We start from the raw sequence: 22,922 nt of genomic DNA, 5'->3' as shown, positions 1-22,922 counted from the left end.
ACGCCGTCAGTCGTCGTCCGCGGGGGAGCCGGCGTCCGGCTCGGCGGCGCAGCGGTTCGGACCGAGTTCGAGTTCGATCGCGGCGGTCTCGTCCGCCGGCGACTCGACCCCGCGGTTGGCCGCGATCACCGACTCGTAGTTCGGCGGCTTCTCCGGCAGCGTCCGCGTGATCCGTTCGACGAAGTCGTCCGCGTCGAGGCCGAGGACGTCGATCTCGCCGCGCGCGGCGCCGACCGTCGTGAAGACGGGCTCGCCGGGCTCGACCTCCCCGGTCGAGCCGTCGTTCGCGACGGCGAAGTGGCCCGGGCAGACGACGACGCCGTCCGGCTGCGCGAGCAGCGTCCCGTGGAGCGAGTCGTACAGCCGACGGGCCGCGCCCGCGGCACCCCCGTCCGAGACGCCTCCACCGTCCGCGCCGCCCTCGCCGCCGTCGTCCGCCGAGAACTGGAGCTCCGTCCGGCCGACGCTGTCGGTGAACAGCGTGTCGCCCGTGAGCACCGCCGCGTCACCGACGAGGTAGCTCGCGCCGTCGTCGGTGTGCCCGGGCGTCGCGAGCGCCTTCAGGTCGACGCCGCCGGCGTCCAGCGTCTCGTTGCGTTCGATCGGCTCGAACTCGGAGGCCACGTCGCGGGCAGCGGCCGCGGCGGGCAGGTAGTACGGGACACCGAGGTCGTCAGCGAGCGCCCGGCCGCCCGAGAGGTGGTCCGCGTGAACGTGCGTGTCGACGACGGCCGCGATCGACGCGCCGCGTTCGGCGGCCGCCTCGACCCACTCGTCGCCGTGTCTGGAGACGTCGATAGCGACGGCGACGCGGTCGGGGCCGTCCCGGGCGTCGGATCGGTCGGCGGGAACGTGGTCCGCGTCGCCCGGCTCGCGACCGCCGACCACGAGGTAGCCCAGACACCCCTTCGCGCGGCGCTGGACCTGGACGAGGTCGAGCGGCGGGGCCGCGTCGGGCCGGTCGCCGAGCGGGACCTCGGTGCTGTCGTACACCGCGGACCAGCCGCGTATGCCGTCGGCGACGACGGTCACGTCCTCGTACCCCGCGGCGTCGAGCTCGGCGGCGAAGTCGTCGGAGGCCTTCCCCTTCGCGCACAGCGTGATTACGCTGTCGTCGGGCGAGAGCCCGGTCTCGCGTTCGAAGTCGTCGACGTCGAACTCGTGGAACGGCTTGTAGAAGTAGTGGACCGCGTCCGCCACGCGCCACCCCGCGAAGCTCTCCTCGGGTCGCGTGTCGACCACGGCGAACGAGCGCTCGCCGCGCCGTCGCTCGTCGATCCTGTCGCGGAACTCGTCGGCGGCTATCGTCTCGGCCATGGTGCTCCCATCGCGCCGCGGGATCAAAAGCGCTGCCGCCGACACGGCCGAGGAGCGAAGCGGGCGAGCGCGATGAAGAGGATTTATTCGGACTGCCGGGCGACCGGGCGTATGGTCGAGGCGTTCGCGGTCGCCAGCGGGAAGGGCGGCACGGGGAAGACGACGAGCACGCTCGCGCTCGGGATGGCGCTCGCGGCCGACCACGACGTGACCGTCGTGGACGCCGACACCGGCATGGCGAACCTCCTCTTTCACGCCGGGCTCGACGACGCGGCGGTTACCCTTCACGACCTCCTCGTCGAGGGCACCGCGACGGACGTGAACGAGGCGACCTACGAGCGGTTCGGACTCTCGGTCGTCCCCTGTGGCACCTCGCTCGCGGGCTTCGAGGCCGCGGAGCCGGAGCGGCTCCGCGACGTGGTGGCCGAGCTCGCGCGCGACACCGACGTGCTCCTGCTCGACTCGCCCGCCGCGCTGGGCTCGAAGTCCGCCGTGCTGCCGGTCGTCCTCGCGGACCGCGTCGTCGTCGTCGTCGAGCCGACGATCCCCGCGCTCTCTGACGGCCTGAAGGTCCAGGAGTACGCGCGCTCGTACGGCACGGAGACGGCCGGCGTCCTGTTCAACAAGGTCAGAGGCGGGGCCGACGACGTCGCCGCGCAGGCGGAGCGCCACTTCGGCGGCCCCGTCCTCGCGAACGTCCCCGAGAGCGACGCGGTCCGCGCGGCGCGCCGGGCCGGCGAGCCGCTGCTCGCGCACGCGCCGGAGAGCGAGGCCGCCGCGCGCTACCGGCGGGCCGCCGACCGGCTCGACGTGCGCGACGACGACGGCGACGCGGTCGCCGACCGGTTCCGCAGCGCGGTCGTGCCCGACACGCCATGAGCGGAAGCCCGGAGGGCGACGGGTCGGCGTCGCCGACCCTCACCGTTCCGCGGGGGACGCTCCTGCGCTCGCGGGTAGTCTCCGACGTGGGAACGACGCTGTCGCGCGCGCTCGACCGCGGGCTGACCGGCTACGCGACGCTCGTCCCGCAGGAGACGCTGCTGCTCTCGGGCAAGGCACGCGGCGTCCTCACCTTCGAGGACGGCGTGCCCGTGCTGGCGTACAACACGGTGACGGACAGCGGCGGGCCGGACGCGCTCGCGGAGCTCGCGGTCCCCGGCCCCTACCGCGTCGAGCTGTACGCCGTCGACCGGAGCGGACTGGCGGCGGCCCACGAGGAGGAGTCGCTGCGGGTCGCGCCCGACGCGGCCGCGACCGAGCTGGCCGACGACGCCGACCTCGCCGAGCGGACCCGCGACGCGGCGCCCGGAGAGCGACTGCGCGACGGCGACGACGAGGACGACGCCGTCGCCGCCTTCCTCGCGGACGACGACCGGATCGATGCGATCCGCGAGCAGGCGCGAGCCGAGGCCCGCGACCGGGCGGCCGAGTGGGGGCTCGACGACGCGCTCGACGGATCGGCCGAACCGGACGGGGACGACGCCGACGCGGCGGCCGGGGACGGTGCGGTGAGTGGGGGCGCGGTCGACCGCTGACCGAACGGTTATTCCGGCCCGGCCCGTCATGTCAGTATCACGGTCCTCCGACTGCTGCGGCTGACGACGACCGCCGACTTCGCGAGCTGGTACGCCGCCGGCCGCGCGTACACGGCCGGCGTCGCCGAGGGAATGGGCTTTTCGGGCGTCGACAGCCTCAACGGCGACCGAGTCGAGCGCCGCCTCCGGACGGCCCCCGACGAACTGACGCCGGACGAGGCCCGGTCGGTCGCGGCGACGCTGCTCGCGGACGGGGCGTTCTCGGAGCCGTACTGCGAGTGGCTGCCGACGTGGTACGAGCTCGCGCTCATCGCGCCGGTGCGGTACTGCGACTGGCGGCTGCGCCGAGTCGCCGGCGCGGTCGCCGACCGGGCGTCCGTGACCGCGACCGCGCCGCGGTTCTCGCGGCCGGCCGACGTGCGGATCGACGGCGCGCCGGCGCTGTCGCGGGCCTCCGACTTCCGCGAGCGGTTCCTGCTCGCCGACTCGCTGCTCCACTTAGAGTGGTTCGTCCACGTCGCGGCCGCGGACGGCATCGACGTGTCCGCCGACCTTATCGCGCGGACCCGCGAGGAGTCGCTGTCGTACTACGGCGGCGATCGGGACCACCTCTCGCCGGACGTGCGTCGGTTCCAGCGGCACCTGTTCGCCGACGACCGCTGGGTCCGGCGCGTCGACGAGGTGTACGACCTCGACAGCGCCCTGTTCGGGCTCTGGGAGCGACTGCTGCGCGACGAGCGTCGGCGGCTCGACGAGAGCTGACGACGCGGACTCCGAGCCGAGGACACTCGTCCGGAATGCTGTTACAGCCCCTGTAACTCGTTACGGGATCCGAACGCGGAACGGGAGGTAAGTATAGGCCGATTCATCGATTACAGGGTTGTACGAACCGGTATCCGGTTCGCTGTCCCCGACGCTCCGGCCCTCGTTTTGACGGACGATCGGTGTTCAGTCGTCGACGAACTGTTTCCGGTCGGGCTACCGCACGGTGCCCGTCGCTCGTTCGCGGGTTCGCGTCCGGGACGATCCCCCATGCTGCGCCGTCGGAGACAACTCGGTCCCGAGTTGTGTTTTATTCACCGTTTCGCATGCCGGAAGCTTCATAGGTCGCCTCGCGGATCCTCCGGGTACACGAATGGCAGTACTCTTGCTGGAGGACGTCGACGCCGACGACGTCGGGACCGTCGGTGGGAAGGCCGCGTCGCTCGGCGAACTCATCGGTGCGGGGCTCCCGGTGCCGCCGGGGTTCGCCGTCACCGCGGGCACGTATCGAACGTTCATCGAGGAGGCCGGGATCGACGACGAGCTGTTCGACGCGGTCGACGTGGACCCGGAGGACTCCGCCGCCCTCCGCGAGGCCGAGGCGACCGCCGAGCGGCTGATCCTCGACACCCCGTTCCCCGAGGAGGTCCGCGAGGAGATACTGGAACAGTACCGGGCGATGGGCGAGGACGGCGAGGAGGCGTTCGTCGCGGTCCGCTCGTCCGCGACCGCCGAGGACCTCCCCGACTCCTCGTTCGCCGGCCAGCAGGAGACGTTCCTCAACGTCCGCGAGGACGACCTCCTCCGGCGCGTCAAGGAGTGTTGGGCCTCGCTTTTCACCCAGCGCGCGATCTACTACCGGCAGCAGCGCGAGTTCCCGCACGCGGACGTCGACATCGCGGTCGTCGTCCAGCGGATGGTCGACGCCGAGAAGTCCGGCGTGATGTTCACCAGCCACCCCTCGACGGGCGACCCGCAGGTCACCATCGAGGCGGCGTGGGGGCTCGGCGAGGCGGTCGTCTCCGGAACCGTCTCGCCCGACAACTACGTGTACGACCGCGAGCGCGGCGCGGTCGACGAGGTCACCGTCGCGGACAAGAAAGTCGAGATGCTGAAAGACCCCGACACCGGCGAGACGGTCCAGCTCGACGTCGACGAGGACCGGCGGAGCGAGCGGGTCCTCTCGGACGGGGAGATCGGCGACCTCGTCGAGCTCGGCGAGCGCGTGGAGGACCACTACGGCGCCCCGCAGGACGTCGAGTGGGCGATCTACGGCGGCGAGATATACATGCTCCAGTCGCGCCCGATCACGACGATCCGAGAGGACGCCGGCGACGAGGGCGGAGCGAGCGGCGCCGACGCGGCGGCCGCCGACGGCGAGGGCGCGACGACTGCGCGGGGCGGCGACGACGACGCGGACGTGCTCGTCGACGGGCTCGGCGCCAGCCCGGGCGTGGTCTCCGGGGCCGTCCGGCTCGTCCACAAGCTCGACCACCTCGATCAGGTACAGGAGGGGGACGTGATGGTGACGGAGATGACGATGCCCGACATGGTGCCGGCGATGAAGCGCGCCGCCGGCATCGTCACCGACGAGGGAGGGATGACGAGCCACGCGGCGATCATCTCCCGCGAGCTCGGCGTCCCCGCGGTCGTCGGGACGGGCAACGGGACCCGCGTCCTCGAAGACGGCCAGCAGGTCACGCTCGACGGTGACAAGGGGACGCTCCGGGCCGGCGAGGACGAGTCGGCCGAGCCGGGCGAGGAGTTCGAGCCGGTCGAGGCCGCGCGCCCCGAGACCCCCGTCAAGCCGATGACGGCGACGGAGGTGAAGGTGAACGTCTCGATCCCGGAGGCGGCCGAGCGCGCGGCGGCGACGGGCGCCGACGGCGTCGGCCTGCTCCGGATCGAACATATGGTGCTGTCGCTCGGGAAGACGCCCGAGACGTACATCGCCGACCACGGCGCCCGCGCCTATCAGGACGAGCTGATCGAGGGCGTCCGGCGCGTCGCCGACGAGTTCTACCCGCGACCGGTCCGCGTCCGGACCATCGACGCGCCGACCGACGAGTTCCGCGAGCTGGAGGGCGGCGAGGGCGAGCCGGCCGAGCACAACCCGATGCTCGGCTGGCGCGGGATCCGCCGGAGCCTCGACAAGCCCGAGCCGTTCCGGCAGGAGCTGGCCGCGTTCGCGCGCCTCTACGACATGGGGTACGACAACTTGGAGGTGATGTTCCCCCTGGTCAACGACGCCGCCGACGTGGAGGGGATCGCGCGGCACATGCGCGAGGCCGGGATCGACCCCGAGACGCACCGCTGGGGCGTGATGATCGAGACGCCCGCCAGCGCGCTCCAGATCGAGGAGCTCGCCGAGGCGGGCATCGACTTCGCCTCCTTCGGGACCAACGATCTCACGCAGTACACGCTCGCGGTCGACCGCAACAACGAGCACGTCGCCGACCGGTTCGACGAGCTCCACCCCGCCGTGTTGCGGCTCATCGGCGACACCATCGAGACGTGCCGCGAGCTCGGCGTCGACACGAGTATCTGCGGGCAGGCCGGCTCGAAGCCCGAGATGGTCGAGTTCCTCGTCGAGAAGGGAGTCTCCTCGATCTCGGCGAACATCGACGCGGTCCGCGACGTCCAACACGAGGTGAAGCGGACCGAACAGCGCCTCCTACTCGATTCGGTCCGCTGAGTCCGCTCGCGGTGCGTTTCTCTCCCGGCGCCGAGAGCGGAACGGGTAAGAGCCGCCCCACGTAACAGGGTGGCAGATGCGACAGCCGGAACCGGAGCCGCAGTCGTTCGACCGGGTGCTCTCCTCGATGTGTACCGAGCCGCACCCGGACGCCCGCGCGGCCGCCGAGCGATTCCTCGCGACGAACCCCGGCGACCCCGCGACGTACGAGTCGGTGGCGGAGCTGGAGGCCCGGGCGGTCGAGGGGCTCGCGACGCTCGCGGCCCACTCGACCCCCGCCGACGCCGCGGGGTACGTCACCTCCGGCGGGACCGAGGCGAACGTCCAGGCGGTGCGGTCGGCGCGGAACCGACACGACGGGAGCGACGGGAACGAGGTCAACGTCGTCGCGCCGGCGAGCGCGCACTTCTCGTTCACGAAGGCCGCGGAGGTGCTCGGGGTCGAGCTGCGGACGGTCCCCCTTGACGACGACTTCCGGGCCGACGTCGACGCCGTCGCGGCCGCGGTCAACGACGGGACCGCACTCGTCGTCGGCGTCGCCGGCAGCACGGAGTACGGGCGGGTCGACCCGATCCCCGAGCTGGCGGCGATCGCCGAGGAAGTCGGGGCGCGGTTCCACGTCGACGCCGCGTGGGGCGGGTTCGTCCTCCCGTTCACCGACCACGCGTGGTCGTTCGCCGACGCCGTGGTCGACACGCTGACGATCGACCCCCACAAGTACGGGCAAGCCCCGGTGCCGGCGGGCGGCCTGCTGGCGCGCGAGGACGCCGCGCTCGACGCGCTCGCGGTCGACACCCCCTACCTGGAGTCCCGGTCGCAGGCGACGCTGACCGGGACCCGGAGCGGCGCGGGCGTCGCGGGCGCCGTCGCGGCGATGGACGCGCTGTGGCCCGACGGCTACCGCGAGGCGGCCGAACGCGCGGCCGACAACGCCGACTGGCTCGCCGACGAGCTCGCGGATCGCGGCTACCGCGTCGTCGAGCCGGAGCTCCCGCTCGTCGCGGCCGACGTGCCCGAGTCGGAGTTCGAGTCGCTCCGCGACGCCGGCTGGAAGGTGTCGCGGACCGGCGCCGGCGAACTCCGCGTCGTGTGTATGCCGCACGTGACGCGCTCGGCGCTCCGGGCCTTCGTCGACGACCTCGACCGGATCCGGCGGTAGATTTCGCTGTGATTTCCGGCCGCCGAGGCGGCGATTTCTTATAAGTAGAGCGGGGTCGACGCCGCGTTCGGATCAACATATTCACTACGGGTCACCACGAACCGCCTCGTATGAGTTCGGACGACGTCTCTCGGCGCGCGTTCATGCGGACGGCCGGCGGTGCGGCGGCCGCCGCCGGCGCGGCGACGGCGACGACGGGGACGGCGGCGGCACAGGAAGTGGAGCCCGACTGGCCCAGCGCGACCGAAGGGAACGTCGGGTCGTACACCGACGCCCGCGGTCAGGACTCGGTGACCATCTCGGTCGGGGCGGGCGACCAAGGCCTGGCGTTCGACCCGACACTCGTGTGGGTCGACGAGGGGACGACGATCACCTGGGAGTGGACGGGCGCCGGCGGCTCCCACAACGTCCAGACGGTCGAGGGCGGCGGCCCGGCCAGCCTCGACAGCGGCGACCCCGTCGGCGAGGAGGGAGCGACGTACGAGTACGAGACGTCGAGCGAGGACGCCGGGATCACCCACTACCACTGCGTGCCCCACACCGCGGTCGGCATGCACGCTGGCCTCGCCGTCGGCGAGGACATCCCCACCGTCGAGGTCGGCGGCGGCGGGTCGAACGCGGTGTTCGTCCCGGACGCCGCCCGCGCGCTCGGCATCGCGACGTTCATCGCGATGGTGAGCACGCTGGGGCTGGCGTTCGTCTTCATGAAGTACGGCGGCACGATCACCGGGCAGGACCAGGCGTAGCGGGCGGTCGCTCCCCTCTCGCCGTCCGTCGCGCCGGTCCGCGGTCCTCCCGACAGTTCGCGGTTCTTCCTCCGTTCGCGGGTCACCCCGCAGTCCCGTCACTCCCCGTCGACGAGCTCCTCGTACAGCGCGACGTACCGGTCGATAACCGCCTCGCGGTCGAACGACGCGAACTCGCGGTCGACCGCACGGCGTTCGAGGTCGCCGACCGCGACGAACTCGTCGGCCAGCTCCGCCGGGCTCGTGACGAGTCGCCCGCGCTCGCGCCCCTCGACGAGCTCGTGGGCGCTGGAGTCGGCCTGGTACTCCACGAGGGCGACGCAGCCGCACGCGACCGCCCACAGCAGGTCGGTCGCGAACGTCTCCCACGTGGCGGTGGCGACCGCGACGTGCGTCCCCTTGAGTATCGGGAGCCGCTCGTCGAGCGGCAGGTCGCCGAGGAACTCGACCCGGTCGGCGATCCGGAGGTCGCTGGCGGTCGCCTCGATCCGGCCGCGCTCGGGGCCGTCGCCGATCACCGCCGCGGTCCAGTCGCGGCCGCGCAGCTCGGCGAGCCCGAGCAGGAACGTCTCGACGTTGGCGTGGCGGTCGAGTCGCCGGGCGTACACCGCGTCGAAGCGGTCGTCGACGCCGGCGGACTCGACCGCGTTGAAGTCGATGCTCTCGGGGAGCACGCGCACGTCGTCGCCGTCCGCCCCGTGCTCGCGGACGCGGGTCTTCGTGGTCCGCGAGGGGGTCGAGACCGCGTCCGCGCGGCGGGCGAGCGGCCGGTACCACCGGCGGGCGTCGGCGGGGTGGTCGCGCCACCAGTCGACGACGACCGGGACCCGCGAGAGCGACCCCGCGACCGTGGCGGCGAGCGCCGGCGTCGGCGGGCTGTTGACCGCGTGGACCACGTCGGCTCCCGCGCGCCGGACCGCGGCCGGGAGCCGCGCGGCGAACGGGATCGGCGCGGGCTCGACGGTGACCGCCCGGAACTCGATCCCGTCGTCCTCGAAGGCGTCGTGGTCGCCGCCCCACCACTGTGCGCAGAGCCAGACCACGTCGTGGCCGCGGTCGGCGAGCGCGCGGGCGGTCCGCAGGGTCCGCGTTCGCGCCGGGGTCTCCCCGTGTCCGGGGGCGAAGAGCGAGGCGAACGCGACGCGCATACGCCGACCGCACGGGGGGAGTCGGTAAAAAGACACGGCATCTCGAGGAGTCGCGGGACCGCGGCGAGGGTTCCGTCACCCGAAACGGTTTCACGGCAGGCGCGGAACCAAGTGTCATGCGACAGTACGACATCGAACGCTACCTCAACGTGCGGAACGCGGGCGGCGCCGACCTCGGCCCCGACGGTCGGCTGTCGTTCCTCCTCGACACGACCGGCACGGGGCAGGTGTGGTCGGTCCGCGGGCCCGAGTCGTGGCCCGAGCAGCACACGTTCTTCGAGGAGTCGGTCTCCTTCGTCGACTCCTCGCCGGAGCGGTCCGAAGCGGTGTTCGGAATGGACGAGGGCGGCAACGAGCGCGCGCAGCTGTATCTGCTCAACTACGAGTCGGGGGGGATCACCGAGCTGACGGCCAAGCCGGAGGCGAAACACCGGTGGGGCGGCTGGGACTCGGCGGGCGACCGGTTCGCGTTCGCGTCGAACCGGCGCGACGAGGCCGTCTTCGACGTGTACGTTCAGGCCCGCGACGAGACCGGCGACGACGCGGAGCTGGTCCACGAGGGGGACGGCTGGCTCTCCGTCGCCGGGTGGTCGCCGAGCGACGACCGGCTGATCGTCCACGAGGCGCACTCCTCGTTCGACCACGACGTGTACACCCTCGACCTCGCGAGCGGCGACCTGACCCACCACACGCCCCACGAGGGCGACGTGCGGTACGCCGGTCCGGAGTGGGGGCCCGACGGCGAGAGCGTGTACCTCGTCACCGACCGCGACACCGACACGCTCCGCCTGGAGCGGATCGACCTGGAGACCGACGAGTTCGCCGTCGTCGCCGACGGGGGCGAGTGGAACGTCGACGGCGTCGCGATAGACGAGTCCTCCCGCCGGGTCGTCTACTCCCGGAACGTCGACGGCTACACCGAACTCACGGCGGGCGAACTCGTCGCCCCCGACCGCATCGACGAGTTCCCGGAGCCGGACCTCCCGGACGGCGTCGCCGGCGGCGTGAGCTTCGGGCCCGACGGCGACCGGTTCGCCGTGACGACGACGGGGAGCACCCACAACGCGAACGTCCACGTCGTCGACGCGACGAGCGGCGAGGCGGAGCGGTGGACGCGCGCCTCGACCGCGGGGATCCCGGCGGACACGTTCGTCGAGCGCGAGCTGGTCCACTACCCGACGTTCGACGGCCGGGAGATCCCAGCGTTCTTCTCCGTGCCCGAGACGGAGCCGCCGGAGTCTGGGTACCCGGTCGTCGTCGACATCCACGGCGGGCCGGAGTCGCAGCGGCGGCCATCCTTCGCCGCTGTGACGCAGTACCTGCTGAACAACGGGTACGCGGTCCTCGAGCCGAACGTCCGGGGCTCCTCGGGGTACGGGAAGGCGTACTCCGGGCTCGACGACGTGGAGAACCGGATGGACTCGGTGAAGGACGTCCGGGAGGGCGTCGGCTGGCTCCACGACCACCCCGAGGTCGACCCGGACCGCGTCGTCGCGATGGGCGGCTCTTACGGCGGGTTCATGGTGCTCGCGTCGCTGACCGAGTACCCGGAGCTGTGGGCCGCCGGGGTCGACATCGTCGGCATCGCGAACTTCGTGACGTTCTTGGAGAACACCGGGGAGTGGCGTCGGTCGCTGCGCGAGGCCGAGTACGGCTCGCTCGAAGACGACCGCGAGTTCCTCGAGTCCGTCTCCCCGATCAACAACATCGACCGGATCGCGGCCCCGCTGTTCGTCCTCCACGGCGAGAACGACCCGCGGGTGCCCGTCGGCGAGGCGGAGCAGATCGTCGAGGAGGCGCGCGAACAGGGCGTCCCGGTGCGGAAACTGATCTTCGAAGACGAGGGACACGGGTTCGCGAAGCTCGACAACCGGATCGAGGCGTACCGCGGGATCGTCGACTTCCTCGCGGAACACGTCTGAAGGGTCGCCGCCCGGTCCCCGTGTCGCGCTCAGGACCGGCACGCCCGTCGCCGTGGCCGCCGGGGAGTCGGTGCGCCGTGGCCGCCGAATGCGGGTCCGGTGTGAAAGGGACGGCCGTCACCGTCGGTCGTCTCTCCGATTTTTCCAGAGCGGATACAGCTCTAAGAGCGCGATCAGTGAGATCGCCACACCCGCCACCAGCATCAGCGTGTCCGGGTTAATGTCACGCATGCTCGCAGTACGGTCCGCGGCCTCAAATCGTTTCGTGCGGTTCGCGGGAGGGTGGGCCGGCCGTCGGCGGTCCGAGCGACGGCGTCCGCTCGTGCGGAGTCGCCAGTGTTGACGGGGACGAGTCGCGTTCGCCGCTGATACCGAGATACATTAGCGTGGGGGCCGTACCGGACGTATGCTCCAAGATCCGGTCGACGCTGTGACAGACGACGAGCGCGTGTTCGCGGCGGTCATGATCGTGCTGTCGGTCCTGATCTTCGTGCTCGTGTTTCGGAGCGAGCGGTCGGGGTCATCGTGACGCCGCCGCCGGCGACGTGAGACGAATACGGCCCGAAGTAGGGCTCACAGCAAGGAAACACATATGCCCGTCTGGGGCGTTAATCGTATGTGAGCGATACAACAGAAGAGACGGCGGCAGAAGTTGTCGAAGAGGTCGGTAGTGACGGACTCGGACCCGCAGTGTTCGCGTCCGTGGGGTCGGTGGCGCTCGCGCTGTACTTCTACTACGTGCGCGGCGACAAGCAGCGCGGGCAGTTCGTCGGTCTGTGGCCCGTGACGATACTCGGTCTCGCATCCTATTTCAAGCTGGAAGAGATTCGAGAGGCGCTCTCGGCGAGCGACGACTGAACGGGGTCCACTCGGACCGTCTGATCGCGTCCCGACACGCCGTGGTCCCTTCCGGTGGCGTAGTTCGTCCGTGACCGCCGACGGACGCGAACGGCCGTGACGATTATACGCGTACGCGTGGGAGCATGAGGGAATGAACGGGTCCGAACCGCTCGGGCTGCTGCTCGATCAGGCCCAGGACAAGATCGCCCTGGTCGACGACGAAGGTCGGTTCACGTTCGTCAACGGGGCTTCAGAGCGGATTCTCGGCATCCCGCCGGCGGAGCTCGTGGGCGAGGTCGCCTTCGAGTACATACACCCGGACGACCGTGAGGCGGTCCGTGCGGCGTTCCAGCGAACGATCACCAGCGACGGGTTCGCCGAGGAGACCGTCGAGTACCGCCACCGCACTGCGGACGGGTCGTGGGTCTGGCTGGAGAGCCGGATGTCGAATCTCACCGACGACGAACTCGACGGGTACGTCGTCAGCTCGCGGGACGTGACCGACCGCGTCCGCGCCGAGCGGCAGCGCGCGGAGGCCACCTCCCACCTCAAAGAAATCGCGGCGGTCTCCGGCGACGTCCTCTGGATGTTCGACGCGGACTGGTCGGAGCTCCTCTTCGTGAACCCCGCGTACGAGGACATATACGGCACACCGACTGACGAGATCCGCGGCGACCCGGACAAGTTCCTCGACGCGGTCCATCCGGACGACCGGCCCGCGGTCGAGGAGGCGATGAAACTGCTCGCCGCGGGCGACTCCGTCGATATTGAGTACCGGGTGAACCCCGAAGAGAACTACAACCGGTGGGTGTGGGTCCAGGGCGAGCCGATAATCGAGGACGGCGAGGTCGTCCGCATCACGGGGTTCACCAAGGACGTCACCGACCGCCGCCGTCGGGAACGACAGCTCGTCGTGATGGACAACCTCCTGCGCCACAACCTCCGGAACGAACTCAACATCGTCCTCGGGACGGTCGAGGACCTCGAGGCCGACGTGCCGGAGGCGGCGGAACACACGGCGGTGATCCGACGGGTCGGCGAACGCCTCCTCCAGACCGCAGAGAAGGAACGGGAGGTCATCGATCTCATCACCGACCAGCGGGAGACCGATCGGATCGACCTCCGGAGCGTGGTCGAGGGGTGCGTCGAGACCGTCAGGGACCGATACCCCGAGGGGTCGATCACGGTCGACGGCCTCGACGCGGTCACCGTCGACGGGCGCTGCGAACTCCGGTCGGCGGTGACCGAACTCCTCGAGAACCCGTTTCAGCACAGCGACGACGGGAGGCCGACGGTGACGGTCCGACTGCGTCGGACCGACGACGGCGCCGAACTCGTGATCGAAGACGACCTCCCGCCGATACCGTCGGTCGAGGCCGACGTGCTCACCGGCGACCACGACATGACGCACGTCTACCACAGCAGCGGCCTCGGCTTCTGGGTCGTCTACTGGAGCGTGGAGCTGTCCAACGGGGACGTCGCGGTCGACTCCGATCCGGCCGGCCGCGAGCGCGGCAACCGGATCACGGTGTCGCTCCCGCGGGCGGCGAAGTGAGCCGGACGCCCTACCAGTCGGGCCCGAAGTCGGGGTTCAGCTGCCGGTCGGTCCGGCCGAGCGTGTCGATGGCCTCGACGTCCTCGTCGTCGAGTTCGAGGTCGAGGCTCGCGAGGTTGTCGCGGATGTGGTCGATCCCGGTCGCCTTCGGGATGGCGGTGACGCCGGACTCGCGCAGCCACGCGAGGCTCACCTGCGCCGCGCTGACGTCGTGCTTCTCGGCGATGTCGGCGATCGCCGGGTCGTCGATGATCTCCCCGCGGGCGAGCGGCGAGTAGGCGACGAGCTCGATGCCGTTGGCGTCGGCGTAGTCGCGGAGCTCCTCCTGGCGGAGCAGCGGGTGCATCTCGACCTGGTTCGCGAACGGCGCCTCGCCGAGCGCGTCCGTCGCGGCGTCGAGGTGTTCGGGTTCGAAGTTCGAGACGCCGATGCGGTCGATCAGGCCGTCGTCGCGGAGCTCGGCGAACGCCGGCAGCGTCTCCTCGGGCTCGTACTCCCCGGCCGGCCAGTGGACGTAGAGGAGGTCGACCGAGTCGACGCCGAGCTTGTCGAGGCTCTCGCGGGTCGACGAGGCGACGTCCGCGGGCGCGAGCTCGTCGATCCACACCTTCGACGCGAGGAAGATGTCGTCGCGGTCGACGTCGCTCTTCGCGATCCCGTCGCCGACGGCCGCCTCGTTGCCGTAGATCTGCGCGGTGTCGACGTGGCGGTAGCCGGCGTCGAGCGCGTTCGCGACCGACTCGGTACACTGGGCGGGGTCGTCGTTCTCCCACGTGCCGAGCCCGAAAACGGGCATTCCGTTCCGCGTCGGCGTCGCGGGCTGCTGCTGTTGGTCTGTCATCGCTCAGGTCTACTCGCGTGAGCCGAAAGTCGCTTGCGGTAGGGGCGGGCGCGGCCGCGTCACGGGCCGCCCTCAGTCGTCCGCGAGCAGCGCCCGCGAGGAGTTCGTCACCACGAGGAGGCTCGACGCCCCCATCGCGACGGCGGCGAAGAGGGGGTTCAGCAGTCCGGTCGCCGCGAGCGGGATGGCGACCGCGTTGTAGCAGAACGCCCAGCCGATGTTCCCCTTCACGCGCCGGCCCGCCGCCCGGGCGAGCTCGAAGACGGTCGCCACGGAGCCGAGCTCGTCGTCGACGATCGCCACGTCGGCGGCGTCGGCCGCCATCGCGGTGCCGCCGCCGAGCGCGACCCCGAGGTCGGCCGCGGCGAGCGCCGGCGCGTCGTTGGTGCCGTCGCCGACCAACACGGTGACGCCGCGCTCCTTCAGCCGCCCGACCGCCTCGGCCTTCCCCTCGGGCGGCACGCCGGCGAACACCGACGAGACGGCGGCGTGCTCGGCGAACACAGTCGCGGCGCGCTCGTCGTCGCCGGTGAGGACGATCACCTCGACGCCCGAGCGATCGAGCGCCGTCACCGTCTCCTCCCAGCCCTCGCGGAGCTCGTCGCCGACCACGAGGAACCCCTCCGCGGCGCCGTCGCGGCCGACCGCGACCGGGACGCGCCCCACGTCCCGCGCGTCGGCGACCGCCTCGCGGACCGCGTCGGGGACGGTCCACCCGCGCTCGTCGAACAGGTCCGGGTGGCCGACGACGACCTCGACCCCGTCGACGACGCCGGAGACGCCGCGGGCGTGGTCCTCGAAGGACTCGACCGCGGGCCCGCCCGCGTCGGCCGAGGGGTCCGGCCCCTCCGTCGAGGCGTCGACCGCCTCCGCGCCGCCGTCGGCGACGGCCGGCCCGGTGCCGTCGCCGGTCGCGCCGCCGGGCGCGGCGCCCTCGGTGCCGACCTCGGCTCGCGCCGCCGCGACCGCCTGCCCGACCGGGTGCGCCGACCGCGACTCGAGGGCGGCCGCGAGCCGGAGCAGGTCGTCGTCGACCTCGCGGTCGACCAGCCGCATCTCGCCGGTCGTCAGCGTGCCGGTCTTGTCGAAGACGACCGTGTCGGCGTCGCGGATCCGCTCGAAGACCGTGTCGTCGAAGACGACGATGCTGCGCTCCAAGGCGTCGCGGATCCCGGCGGCGACCGCGAGCGGGGTCGCGAGCCCGAGCGCGCACGGACACGAGACGATGAGCACCGTCAGCCCGACGAGCATCGCGTCGGTCGGGGCCCCGCCGAGCGCGAGCGACGCGCCGGCCGCGACGGCGGCGATGACGAGGACGGTCGGGACGAAGACGGTCGCGAGCCGGTCGGCGAGCTTCTGGACGCCGTGGTTCCCGCTCTGGAGGTCGTACACCAGCTCCGCGACGCGGTCGAGGCTGGAGGTCGCGTCCGGGCCGACCGCGACCGTGAGCGACCCGTCGGCGACGACGGAGCCGCCGACGACCGCGTCGCCGGCGACCTTCCGGACCGGGAGCGACTCGCCGGTGACGACCGACTCGTCGACCGCGGCGTCGCCGTCGACCGCCTCGCCGTCGACCGGGACCCGCTCGCCGGCGCGCACGAGGAGCCGGTCGCCCGGTTCGAGCGCGTCGACGGCGACCGACTCCGGCTCCCCGTCCGCGGTCAGCCGCCGGGCGTCGTCGACTTGGACGGCGGTGACCTCGGAGAGCAGTTCGGTCGCGCGGTCCTTCACCGAGTCCTCGTAGTGGTTGCCGACGGTGACGATGACGACGATGGCGACGGTCACGTCGTAGTATATCGAGGGCGACTCGACGAATATCACCGCGAGCGTGCTGTAGAGGTAGGCGCTCACTGCCGCGATGGCGACGAGGAGGTCCATGTTCGGCGAGCGCGTCTTCGCGCTGACGTACGCGCCCCGCAGGATCGGCTTCCCGGTGAAGAAGAGGACGATGGTGGTGAGGACGCCGATGACGATGAAGAAGTACGTTCCGGAGGTCGAGGCCATCGCCTGGTTGAGGTACTCCAGCGTGCGCTCGTTGTAGAACGGGAACGCGAAGTAGGTCGGGTAGATGAGGACGATGTACTGGAGCATGACCGCCATCCCGACGAGGACGCCCGCGGCGAGCCGCGCCGTCGCCATGTTCCGCGCCTGTCGGCGCGAGAAGGCGTCGTCGCGGTCGTACGCGCTGTATCCAAGCCCGCTCACGGTCTCGGTGAGGTCGTCGATGGTGACCGCGTCCGGGTCGTGGTCGATCCGCACCGTGTCGGTGACGTAGCTCGCGCTCGCGCCGCTGACGCCGTCGGCGTCGGTCGCGACCGTCTCGATGAACGCCTCGCAGGTCGCGCAGTGCATCCCGTCGACCTCCAAGAACGTCGCCTCGTGACCCTCGGGCACGTCGCGGTCGCCGGACCCGCCCTCGGCGTCGGGGTCGTCAGGCCCGCCCGCACCGTCGTCGCCGCGTTCCTGCCGCCGCTCGCGGACCGCGTCGGCGTCGACGTCGACGTCGCCGAGCGCGGCGTACACGTCGCGGCAGCCGGTACAACAGAAGCGGTTGTCCTCGCCGTCGGTGACATCGACGCCCTCGGTCGGAAGCTCACAGAGGGTACACGCGGAGGGGTCGTCGCCCGCGTCCGGCGGTCGAGCGGCCCCGCTCATTTCACATGCCCCCCATGCCGGCGTCGAGCGGGTTCCAGAACGGGAGCCGCGGGTGCGGCACGTGGATCCCGACGGACATCAGCCCGTGAGCGAACAGCACGTAGCCGAGCGCGACGAACGCGACGCCGAGCAGCCGGTGGACCCGGCGGCGGTGGACGGGGTCGACGCTCTCGATCAGCGTCCCGTAGGCGAAGACGGCCGGGATCGTCCCGAGCCCGAGCGCGCCGAGCGCGACGCCGCCGGCGACCGCCGAGCCGCTGGCGAACGCGTAGAGGTACGCCGGGTAGAGGATCGGACAGGGTAACAGCCCGTGGACCGCGCCGAGCGCGACGATCCCCGGGCCGTTCGCGAGGCGGTCGACGTACCCGGTGAGCCACCCGGTGACGCGTTCGAGCCCGGGGAGGTGGACCCCGCCGGTCGCGCCGCCGAGGAGGTACCTGACGCCGACGAGGATGACGGCCGCGCCGACGAGGAGGCCGACCCCGCCGCGGACGGTTTCGGCGGCGCCGGTCAGAGTCGCGGTGGTGACGAACACCGCGCCGCCGATCGCGCCCAGCAGCGTTCCGATTGTCGCGTAGCTCGCCGCGCGCCCGAGGTTGAACAGCGCGTGCTGGCGGACCTCGTAGGTCGTCAGGTGGCCCTCGCGGCCGGTCGACGTACCTCCCGCGCGAGCGGCGCCCGTTTCGCCGCCGTCGGTCCGCCCGCCGTCGGCGTCCATCCGGCTCGCGTAGACGGTGACGAGCGGGCCGCACATGCCGATACAGTGGGCGCCGCCGAGCAGCCCGATCGCGAGGAACAGCAGGACGTCGGTCCCGAGAAGCGGCGAGAGGTCCATCTCTCAGTCACCCCTCGTTCGTGACGCGGGCGGGAATGGATTTCGGCGGGGGGCGGGCGGGCTCACGGCTCACTCCTCGACGACGACGGTCCCGTACATGCCGCCCTCGCGGTGCGGGATACAGACGTACTCGTGGGCGCCGGGGACCGTGAAGGTGTGTTCGAAGCGGTCGCCGTTCTTCAGGATGCCGCCGAAGTCGGACTGCCACGCCGCCTTGGCGGTCTCGAAGTCGTCGAAGCCGCCGGAGGCGAAGAACTCCGCGCCGTCAGGCAGTCCGCCCTCGGTCGCGGTGACGGTGTGCGACCGCGCGCTCGTGTTCTCCCAGACGACGGTGTCGCCGACCGAGACCGTGATCTCTCGGGGCTGATACGCGGCGGCGAGCATCCCCACGTCGAAGTCGGGTTCGCCGCCGACGCCCGCGCATCCGGCGAGGCCAACCGCCGTCGCCGCGCTCCCGACGGCGCCGGCCCGTCGAAGGAACCGTCTCCGGTACATACCTCTCCTCGGGGCCAGAACGGTTTCAATACCGCGGTCGCCCTCGGCGCGCGGGAACCTACCCGCCGACGAGGTCCTCGAAGACGCGGCGCTGCGCGGCCGCGAGGTGTTCCGAGAACGTGGCGCGGGCGATGCCGATGGCGTCGGCCACCTCCGTCGCGCTCGCCTCGCGGGGGTGTTCGAAGTAGCCGAGGCGCTGAGCGGTACGGACCACCTCCCGCTGCCGGTCCGTGAGCCGCCCCCGGTCGACGACGACAGGGTCCGATCGGGTGTCGGCCCCGCCGGAGCTGGTGAGCCGTTCGAGCCGGACCGACCCGCCGGTCGCCTCCAAGGCGTCGATCACGTCGCCGAGCGGGTCGGCGGCGGGCAGCGAGAGCCGGAGCCGGACTCGGTCGGGCGCCGTCCGGACCGTGACCGACGAGACGGGGTAGCCGAGCGACTCGACGGCGTCGGACGGGAACTGGCCCGGCGCGCTGCTCCGACAGCGGTAGACGAGCTCGCCGCCGCCGTCGAAGACGAGTTCGGCGTCGACCGCGCGGTCGGCGCGGAACTGCGAGACGACCGCGTCGTCGACCCGAACGCGGTCGACGTCCTCCGCGACGGACCCCGGCGGCAGCGCCGCCGCCACCGGCGCCCGCGCCGGGTCCCGGACCACGATTTCGACGCGGACGCCGGCGTCGCCGGCGCGGTCGGCTCCGGAACGGTCGACGCCGCCGGACCGCCCGGCGCCCGGCGGCGCGTCCGAGCCGCCCCGGCCCGCGTCCGCGGAGCCGCCGTCCGAACCGGCCGGGCCGGCGGCGGAGTCGGGTCGATCGGCGTGGCCGGTGTCAGACGACCGCGACCGCGGTTCCATACGTCGATCCAGCGGTCGGAGTCGGAAAAAAAGCGAGCCGAACGAGTACGCGTCGCGGCGGTCCGGCGGAGCGCCTGATAAAGGCCCGTCGAGAGTTGGCAACGACTCACACGGCGCGAGCCCGTACCACGCGCATGGACGAGGAGTCGCTTCGCGGGGAGTCGGTCGGAGTCGTCGGAGCGGGCGTGGGCGGCCTCTCCGCGGCCGCCTACCTCGCGGCCGGCGGCGCGGAGGTGACGGTGTACGAGCGCGCCGAGCGCGTCGGGGGCGTCGCCGGTCGGTTGGAGCTCGACGGGTTTCGGTTCGACACCGGACCGTCGTGGTACCTGCTGCCGGACCTGTTCGAGCGGTTCTTCGAGGACTTCGGCCGGTCGGCCGACGAGTTCTACGAGCTGACGCGGCTCGACCCGCACTACCGCGTGTTCTGGGACGACGGCGACCGCGCGGACGTGCCGGCCGACCCGGACGCGGCCGCCGACCTGTTCGAGTCGTACGAGCCGGGCGCGGGCGCGGCGTTCCGCGAGTACCTCGACGACGCCGAGCGGGCGTACGACGCCGGGATGGAGCGGTTCGTCCTCCCCGGCCGGTCGCGGTTCCGCGACTACCTCTCGCTGGACGTCCTCGCCGGCGGGCGAGAGCTCGACCTGCTCTCCAGCCTCGACGAGACGGTGCGCTCGTACGTCGACCACCCGAAGCTCAGGCAGCTGCTGGAGTACACGCTCGTGTTCCTCGGCGGGTCGCCGCACAACACGCCGGCGCTGTACCAGCTGATGAGCCACGTCGACTACGGGCTCGGCGTCTACTACCCGATGGGCGGGATGTACGAGGTGATCGAGGGCGTCGAGACGGTCGCCCGCGACGCCGGCGCCGACGTCCACACCGGCGTCGAGGTGACGGGCCTCGAACCGGTCGACGGCGGCGTCGAGGTCGAGCTCGGCGGCGACCGCTACGTCCACGACCGGGTCGTCTGTAACGCGCCGCCCGCGCACGTCGAGCGCGAGCTGCTCCCGGAGGGGACCGTCCCGCGGCTCGGCGACTACTGGGAGCGACGGACGTACGGCCCCGCGGCGCACCTGCTGTACCTCGGCGTCGAGGGCGAGCTCCCGGAGCTGGAACACCACACGCTCGCGCTGCCGACGGACTGGGACCCGCACTTCGCGGCCATCTTCGACGACCCCGCGTGGCCGACCGGCGAGACGGAGCCGGTCGTGTACGTGAACGTCCCGTCCCGGACCGACCCGTCGGTCGCGCCCGAGGGCCACGAGGCGGTCGTGACGCTCGTGCCGCTCGCGCCGGGGCTCGACGACACGCCGGACCGGCGGGCGGCGCTCAGGGAGCGCGTCCTCGACGCGGTGGCGTCGCGGACCGGCGTCGACCTCCGCGACCGGATCGTCGCCGAGGAGTCGGCGTGCGTCTCCGAGTTCGCGGAGCGATTCGACCAGCCCGGCGGGAGCGCGCTCGGGCTCGCCCACACGATGCGACAGACCGGCCCGCTCCGCCCCGGACCGCGCGTCCGGGGGACCGAGCGGCTCTACTACGTCGGCGGGAGCGCGAACCCCGGGATCGGCGTGCCGATGTGCCTGCTCGGGGGCGAACACTGCGCGGCCGCGGTCGAGGCGGACGCCGCCGGCGGCCCGCTCGATCGGCTGCCGCTGGTCGGGCGTTGAGCCCGGAGAGAGTCGAAACGTCCGTCCAAATCCGGGTTCGAGAACGGTAATATATCAAAAAATACGGGGTGAGACGAGAAACTGTTAGAAAAACCTTACCAGTCAGGTTAGTACATTTAATAAACACGCCACGTGTAATAGAACGTCGCATGATAGAAACAGCAGCGGCCGACCTCCTCGCGCAGAGTACCGTTCCGCTCGAAATGACTCAGACCGAGATATTCCAGTTCATTCAGAGCAACACGCTGTTGAGCGCGTCGCTCTGGGTGAACATCGCCCTCGCGGGCCTGTCGATCCTCCTGTTCGTCTACATGGGACGGAACGTGGAGGACCCCCGGGCACAGCTGATCTTCGTCGCGACCCTGATGGTACCGCTGGTGTCCATCTCCAGTTACACGGGGCTCGTCTCCGGACTCACGGTGAGCTTCCTCGAGATGCCGGCCGGGCACGCCCTCGCCGGGGCCGGAGCCGGTCCGGAGGGCGGCGTGTTCACCCCGTGGGGCCGGTACCTCACGTGGGCGTTCTCGACGCCGATGATCCTCGTCGCGCTCGGCCTGCTCGCCGGGTCGAACCTGAGCAAGCTGTTCACCGCCGTGGTGGCCGACGTCGGGATGTGTATCACCGGGCTCGCGGCCGCCCTGACCACGTCCTCCCTCCTGCTTCGGTGGGTCTGGTACGCGATCAGCTGCGCGTTCTTCGTCGTCGTCCTCTACATCCTGCTCGCCGAGTGGGCGCAGGACGCGGAGGTCGCCGGCACCGCGGACATCTTCAACACGCTGAAGGTGCTCACCGTGGTCCTCTGGCTCGGCTACCCGATCTTCTGGGCGCTCGGCGCCGAGGGGATCGCGGTGCTGGACATCGCGGTCACCTCGTGGGCGTACAGCGGCATGGACATCGTCGCGAAGTACCTCTTCGCGTTCCTCCTGCTGCGCTGGGTCGTCAACAACGAGCGGACGGTCGCCGACATGGCGTCCGGGCTCGGCTCGGCCTCGCGCAGCGGCGCGGCGCCCGCCGACGACTGACCGGCCGCGGTCGGTTCCGGCTCCCTTCTTTTTCGACCGGCGACGACGAGCCCCGCGGCTCGGCGGCGGAGAGAAAAGCGCTAAACCCGCGGCGGCGGTGGAGACGGTATGAAACAGGCCATCGTCGCCCGGACGGACATCGGCATGGGCGAGGGGAAGCTCGCCGCGCAGGTCGCGCACGCGTCGCTGTCCGCGTATCAGGACGCGGGCGAGCGCGCCCGCAAGAAGTGGCAGGGCGAGGGGCAGAAGAAGGTCGTGCTGAAGGGGAGCTCCGAGAGCCAGCTGTTCGAGCTGGCCGACAAGGCCGACAAGGAGGGGCTTCCGTACGCCATCGTCCGCGACGCCGGTCACACCCAACTCGAACCGGGCACCGTCACGGCGCTCGCGGTCGGCCCCGCCCGCGACGACAGCGTCGACCGCGTGACCGGCGACCTCTCGCTGTATTAATGGCCGCCGAACGCATCCTTCGCGAGGCGCACCCGACCGAGCAGGCGGTCGGCATCGATCACTACGTGAGCGACGCGGACGGGATCGGCGGGCGGCTCCGCGAGTCGCCCGAGGACTTCCGCGTCCGCGAGCTGGAGGCGTTCGACGCGGAGCCGCCCGACGCCGACCGCGGGAGCTACCCCGAGCTCGTCGTCCGGGCGACGCTCCGCGACTGGGACACGAACGACTTCGCGCGCCGGCTCTCGGACGCGCTCGGAGTCAGCCGCGAGCGCGTCTCGTGGGCGGGGACGAAGGACAAGCGCGCCGTCACCACGCAGCTGTTCACGGTCCGCGGGGTCGACGGCGACGAGCTCCCCGAGGTCCGCGGCGCCGAGGTCGAGGCGCTCGGCCGGGCGGGGCGGAGCCTCTCGTTCGGCGACCTCGCGGAC

At 71.7% G+C, this 22,922-nt stretch carries 21 protein-coding genes; 14 read left to right on the top strand and 7 right to left on the bottom strand.

The genetic code is table 11. The annotated features are described in order from the left end of the window. Positions 1 to 6 precede the first annotated feature (6 nt). The gene (locus tag B9G38_RS04130) at positions 7 to 1,317 is read right to left on the bottom strand and encodes a rhodanese-like domain-containing protein (RefSeq protein WP_086219583.1); all 1,311 of its coding nucleotides are present in this window, start codon (positions 1,315 to 1,317) and stop codon (positions 7 to 9) included. A gap of 111 nt (positions 1,318 to 1,428) precedes the next feature. On the opposite strand from B9G38_RS04130, the gene B9G38_RS04125 reads away from it, so the two are divergent. The 6 genes from B9G38_RS04125 to B9G38_RS04100 all read left to right on the top strand — a co-directional run bounded on the left by B9G38_RS04125 (position 1,429) and on the right by B9G38_RS04100 (position 8,214). Beyond that, on the top strand, positions 1,429 to 2,196 hold the full coding sequence (locus B9G38_RS04125; protein ID WP_086219582.1) for an AAA family ATPase: 768 nt from the start codon (positions 1,429 to 1,431) through the stop codon (positions 2,194 to 2,196). Continuing rightward, positions 2,193 to 2,852 carry a hypothetical protein gene (locus tag B9G38_RS04120; RefSeq protein ID WP_049932476.1) on the top strand — a complete coding sequence of 220 codons (660 nt, stop codon included), beginning with the start codon at positions 2,193 to 2,195 and terminating at the stop codon, positions 2,850 to 2,852. The genes B9G38_RS04125 and B9G38_RS04120 overlap by 4 nt, the downstream gene beginning before the upstream one ends. A gap of 132 nt (positions 2,853 to 2,984) precedes the next feature. Next, on the top strand, positions 2,985 to 3,614 hold the full coding sequence (locus B9G38_RS04115; protein WP_086219581.1) for a hypothetical protein: 630 nt from the start codon (positions 2,985 to 2,987) through the stop codon (positions 3,612 to 3,614). A 373-nt stretch (positions 3,615 to 3,987) separates the two neighbouring features. Next, on the top strand, positions 3,988 to 6,309 hold the full coding sequence (ppsA, locus tag B9G38_RS04110) for a phosphoenolpyruvate synthase (protein WP_086219580.1): 2,322 nt from the start codon (positions 3,988 to 3,990) through the stop codon (positions 6,307 to 6,309). 76 nt (positions 6,310 to 6,385) lie between these two features. Continuing rightward, positions 6,386 to 7,468: a tyrosine decarboxylase MfnA gene (gene mfnA, locus B9G38_RS04105; RefSeq protein WP_086219579.1), complete on the top strand. Its 1,083-nt coding sequence runs from the start codon at positions 6,386 to 6,388 to the stop codon at positions 7,466 to 7,468. Positions 7,469 to 7,578: 110 nt separating this feature from the next. Further along, the gene (locus B9G38_RS04100) at positions 7,579 to 8,214 is read left to right on the top strand and encodes a halocyanin domain-containing protein (RefSeq protein ID WP_086219578.1); all 636 of its coding nucleotides are present in this window, start codon (positions 7,579 to 7,581) and stop codon (positions 8,212 to 8,214) included. Positions 8,215 to 8,312: 98 nt separating this feature from the next. Here the strand turns inward: B9G38_RS04100 and B9G38_RS04095 are convergent, their stop codons facing one another. Then, positions 8,313 to 9,362: a glycosyltransferase gene (locus B9G38_RS04095; protein ID WP_086219577.1), complete on the bottom strand. Its 1,050-nt coding sequence runs from the start codon at positions 9,360 to 9,362 to the stop codon at positions 8,313 to 8,315. A gap of 116 nt (positions 9,363 to 9,478) precedes the next feature. On the opposite strand from B9G38_RS04095, the gene B9G38_RS04090 reads away from it, so the two are divergent. From B9G38_RS04090 to B9G38_RS04080, 4 genes are all read left to right on the top strand, one after another. Next, on the top strand, positions 9,479 to 11,284 hold the full coding sequence (locus B9G38_RS04090) for a S9 family peptidase (protein ID WP_086219576.1): 1,806 nt from the start codon (positions 9,479 to 9,481) through the stop codon (positions 11,282 to 11,284). 406 nt (positions 11,285 to 11,690) lie between these two features. Continuing rightward, on the top strand, positions 11,691 to 11,813 hold the full coding sequence (locus B9G38_RS18710; RefSeq protein WP_254921814.1) for a hypothetical protein: 123 nt from the start codon (positions 11,691 to 11,693) through the stop codon (positions 11,811 to 11,813). Positions 11,814 to 11,902: 89 nt separating this feature from the next. Further along, the gene (locus tag B9G38_RS04085; protein ID WP_049932464.1) at positions 11,903 to 12,142 is read left to right on the top strand and encodes a hypothetical protein; all 240 of its coding nucleotides are present in this window, start codon (positions 11,903 to 11,905) and stop codon (positions 12,140 to 12,142) included. A gap of 133 nt (positions 12,143 to 12,275) precedes the next feature. Next, a complete protein-coding gene (locus tag B9G38_RS04080) occupies positions 12,276 to 13,679 on the top strand; it encodes a PAS domain-containing sensor histidine kinase (RefSeq protein ID WP_198945653.1) in 1,404 nt (467 codons plus the stop codon). 10 nt (positions 13,680 to 13,689) lie between these two features. On the opposite strand, the gene B9G38_RS04075 is transcribed toward B9G38_RS04080, so the two are convergent. The 5 genes from B9G38_RS04075 to B9G38_RS04055 form a co-directional block, all read right to left on the bottom strand. Then, a complete protein-coding gene (locus tag B9G38_RS04075; protein WP_086219591.1) occupies positions 13,690 to 14,475 on the bottom strand; it encodes an aldo/keto reductase in 786 nt (261 codons plus the stop codon). 117 nt (positions 14,476 to 14,592) lie between these two features. Beyond that, positions 14,593 to 17,175, bottom strand: a complete 2,583-nt coding sequence (locus B9G38_RS04070; RefSeq protein WP_086219575.1) for a cation-translocating P-type ATPase — start codon at positions 17,173 to 17,175, stop codon at positions 14,593 to 14,595. A 1-nt stretch (position 17,176) separates the two neighbouring features. Then, the gene (locus B9G38_RS04065) at positions 17,177 to 18,010 is read right to left on the bottom strand and encodes a sulfite exporter TauE/SafE family protein (protein ID WP_086219574.1); all 834 of its coding nucleotides are present in this window, start codon (positions 18,008 to 18,010) and stop codon (positions 17,177 to 17,179) included. 69 nt (positions 18,011 to 18,079) lie between these two features. After that, a complete protein-coding gene (locus B9G38_RS04060; protein ID WP_049932457.1) occupies positions 18,080 to 18,505 on the bottom strand; it encodes a plastocyanin/azurin family copper-binding protein in 426 nt (141 codons plus the stop codon). A gap of 58 nt (positions 18,506 to 18,563) precedes the next feature. Beyond that, positions 18,564 to 19,358, bottom strand: a complete 795-nt coding sequence (locus B9G38_RS04055) for a helix-turn-helix domain-containing protein (RefSeq protein WP_086219573.1) — start codon at positions 19,356 to 19,358, stop codon at positions 18,564 to 18,566. Between the two features lie 134 nt (positions 19,359 to 19,492). Between B9G38_RS04055 and B9G38_RS04050 the strand changes: the two genes are divergently transcribed. From B9G38_RS04050 to truD, 4 genes are all read left to right on the top strand, one after another. Further along, entirely contained in the window at positions 19,493 to 21,025 is a 1,533-nt protein-coding gene (locus tag B9G38_RS04050) for an NAD(P)/FAD-dependent oxidoreductase (protein ID WP_086219572.1), read from the top strand. A gap of 203 nt (positions 21,026 to 21,228) precedes the next feature. Then, positions 21,229 to 22,047 carry a bacteriorhodopsin gene (locus tag B9G38_RS04045; RefSeq protein WP_086219590.1) on the top strand — a complete coding sequence of 273 codons (819 nt, stop codon included), beginning with the start codon at positions 21,229 to 21,231 and terminating at the stop codon, positions 22,045 to 22,047. Between the two features lie 108 nt (positions 22,048 to 22,155). Then, positions 22,156 to 22,494, top strand: a complete 339-nt coding sequence (gene pth2, locus B9G38_RS04040; protein ID WP_086219571.1) for a peptidyl-tRNA hydrolase Pth2 — start codon at positions 22,156 to 22,158, stop codon at positions 22,492 to 22,494. Beyond that, the coding region (gene truD, locus B9G38_RS04035; protein WP_143415358.1) for a tRNA pseudouridine(13) synthase TruD at positions 22,494 to 22,922 on the top strand (429 nt) is incomplete at its 3' end. The genes pth2 and truD, both read left to right, overlap by 1 nt.

Source organism: Halorubrum sp. SD612 (genome assembly GCF_002135005.1).
The sequence above is the reverse complement of the archived record's forward strand: the minus strand, read 5'-3'. Positions and strand labels throughout refer to the sequence as shown.

Excerpts from the sequence above, each read along its gene's own strand:
- pth2 (WP_086219571.1), top strand. The coding sequence starts at position 22,156 with ATGAAACAGGCCATCGTCGCCCGGACGGACATCGGCATGGGCGAGGGG.
- B9G38_RS04115 (WP_086219581.1), top strand. The coding sequence starts at position 2,985 with ATGGGCTTTTCGGGCGTCGACAGCCTCAACGGCGACCGAGTCGAGCGC.
- B9G38_RS04120 (WP_049932476.1), top strand. The coding sequence starts at position 2,193 with ATGAGCGGAAGCCCGGAGGGCGACGGGTCGGCGTCGCCGACCCTCACC.
- B9G38_RS04055 (WP_086219573.1), bottom strand. The coding sequence starts at position 19,358 with ATGGAACCGCGGTCGCGGTCGTCTGACACCGGCCACGCCGATCGACCC.
- mfnA (WP_086219579.1), top strand. The coding sequence starts at position 6,386 with ATGCGACAGCCGGAACCGGAGCCGCAGTCGTTCGACCGGGTGCTCTCC.
- B9G38_RS04045 (WP_086219590.1), top strand. The coding sequence starts at position 21,229 with ATGACTCAGACCGAGATATTCCAGTTCATTCAGAGCAACACGCTGTTG.
- B9G38_RS04095 (WP_086219577.1), bottom strand. The coding sequence starts at position 9,362 with ATGCGCGTCGCGTTCGCCTCGCTCTTCGCCCCCGGACACGGGGAGACC.
- B9G38_RS04070 (WP_086219575.1), bottom strand. The coding sequence starts at position 17,175 with ATGAGCGGGGCCGCTCGACCGCCGGACGCGGGCGACGACCCCTCCGCG.
- B9G38_RS04075 (WP_086219591.1), bottom strand. The coding sequence starts at position 14,475 with ATGCCCGTTTTCGGGCTCGGCACGTGGGAGAACGACGACCCCGCCCAG.
- B9G38_RS04125 (WP_086219582.1), top strand. The coding sequence starts at position 1,429 with ATGGTCGAGGCGTTCGCGGTCGCCAGCGGGAAGGGCGGCACGGGGAAG.
- B9G38_RS18710 (WP_254921814.1), top strand. The coding sequence starts at position 11,691 with ATGCTCCAAGATCCGGTCGACGCTGTGACAGACGACGAGCGCGTGTTC.
- B9G38_RS04130 (WP_086219583.1), bottom strand. The coding sequence starts at position 1,317 with ATGGCCGAGACGATAGCCGCCGACGAGTTCCGCGACAGGATCGACGAG.
- B9G38_RS04100 (WP_086219578.1), top strand. The coding sequence starts at position 7,579 with ATGAGTTCGGACGACGTCTCTCGGCGCGCGTTCATGCGGACGGCCGGC.
- B9G38_RS04080 (WP_198945653.1), top strand. The coding sequence starts at position 12,276 with ATGAACGGGTCCGAACCGCTCGGGCTGCTGCTCGATCAGGCCCAGGAC.
- B9G38_RS04050 (WP_086219572.1), top strand. The coding sequence starts at position 19,493 with ATGGACGAGGAGTCGCTTCGCGGGGAGTCGGTCGGAGTCGTCGGAGCG.
- B9G38_RS04090 (WP_086219576.1), top strand. The coding sequence starts at position 9,479 with ATGCGACAGTACGACATCGAACGCTACCTCAACGTGCGGAACGCGGGC.
- ppsA (WP_086219580.1), top strand. The coding sequence starts at position 3,988 with ATGGCAGTACTCTTGCTGGAGGACGTCGACGCCGACGACGTCGGGACC.
- B9G38_RS04060 (WP_049932457.1), bottom strand. The coding sequence starts at position 18,505 with ATGTACCGGAGACGGTTCCTTCGACGGGCCGGCGCCGTCGGGAGCGCG.
- B9G38_RS04065 (WP_086219574.1), bottom strand. The coding sequence starts at position 18,010 with ATGGACCTCTCGCCGCTTCTCGGGACCGACGTCCTGCTGTTCCTCGCG.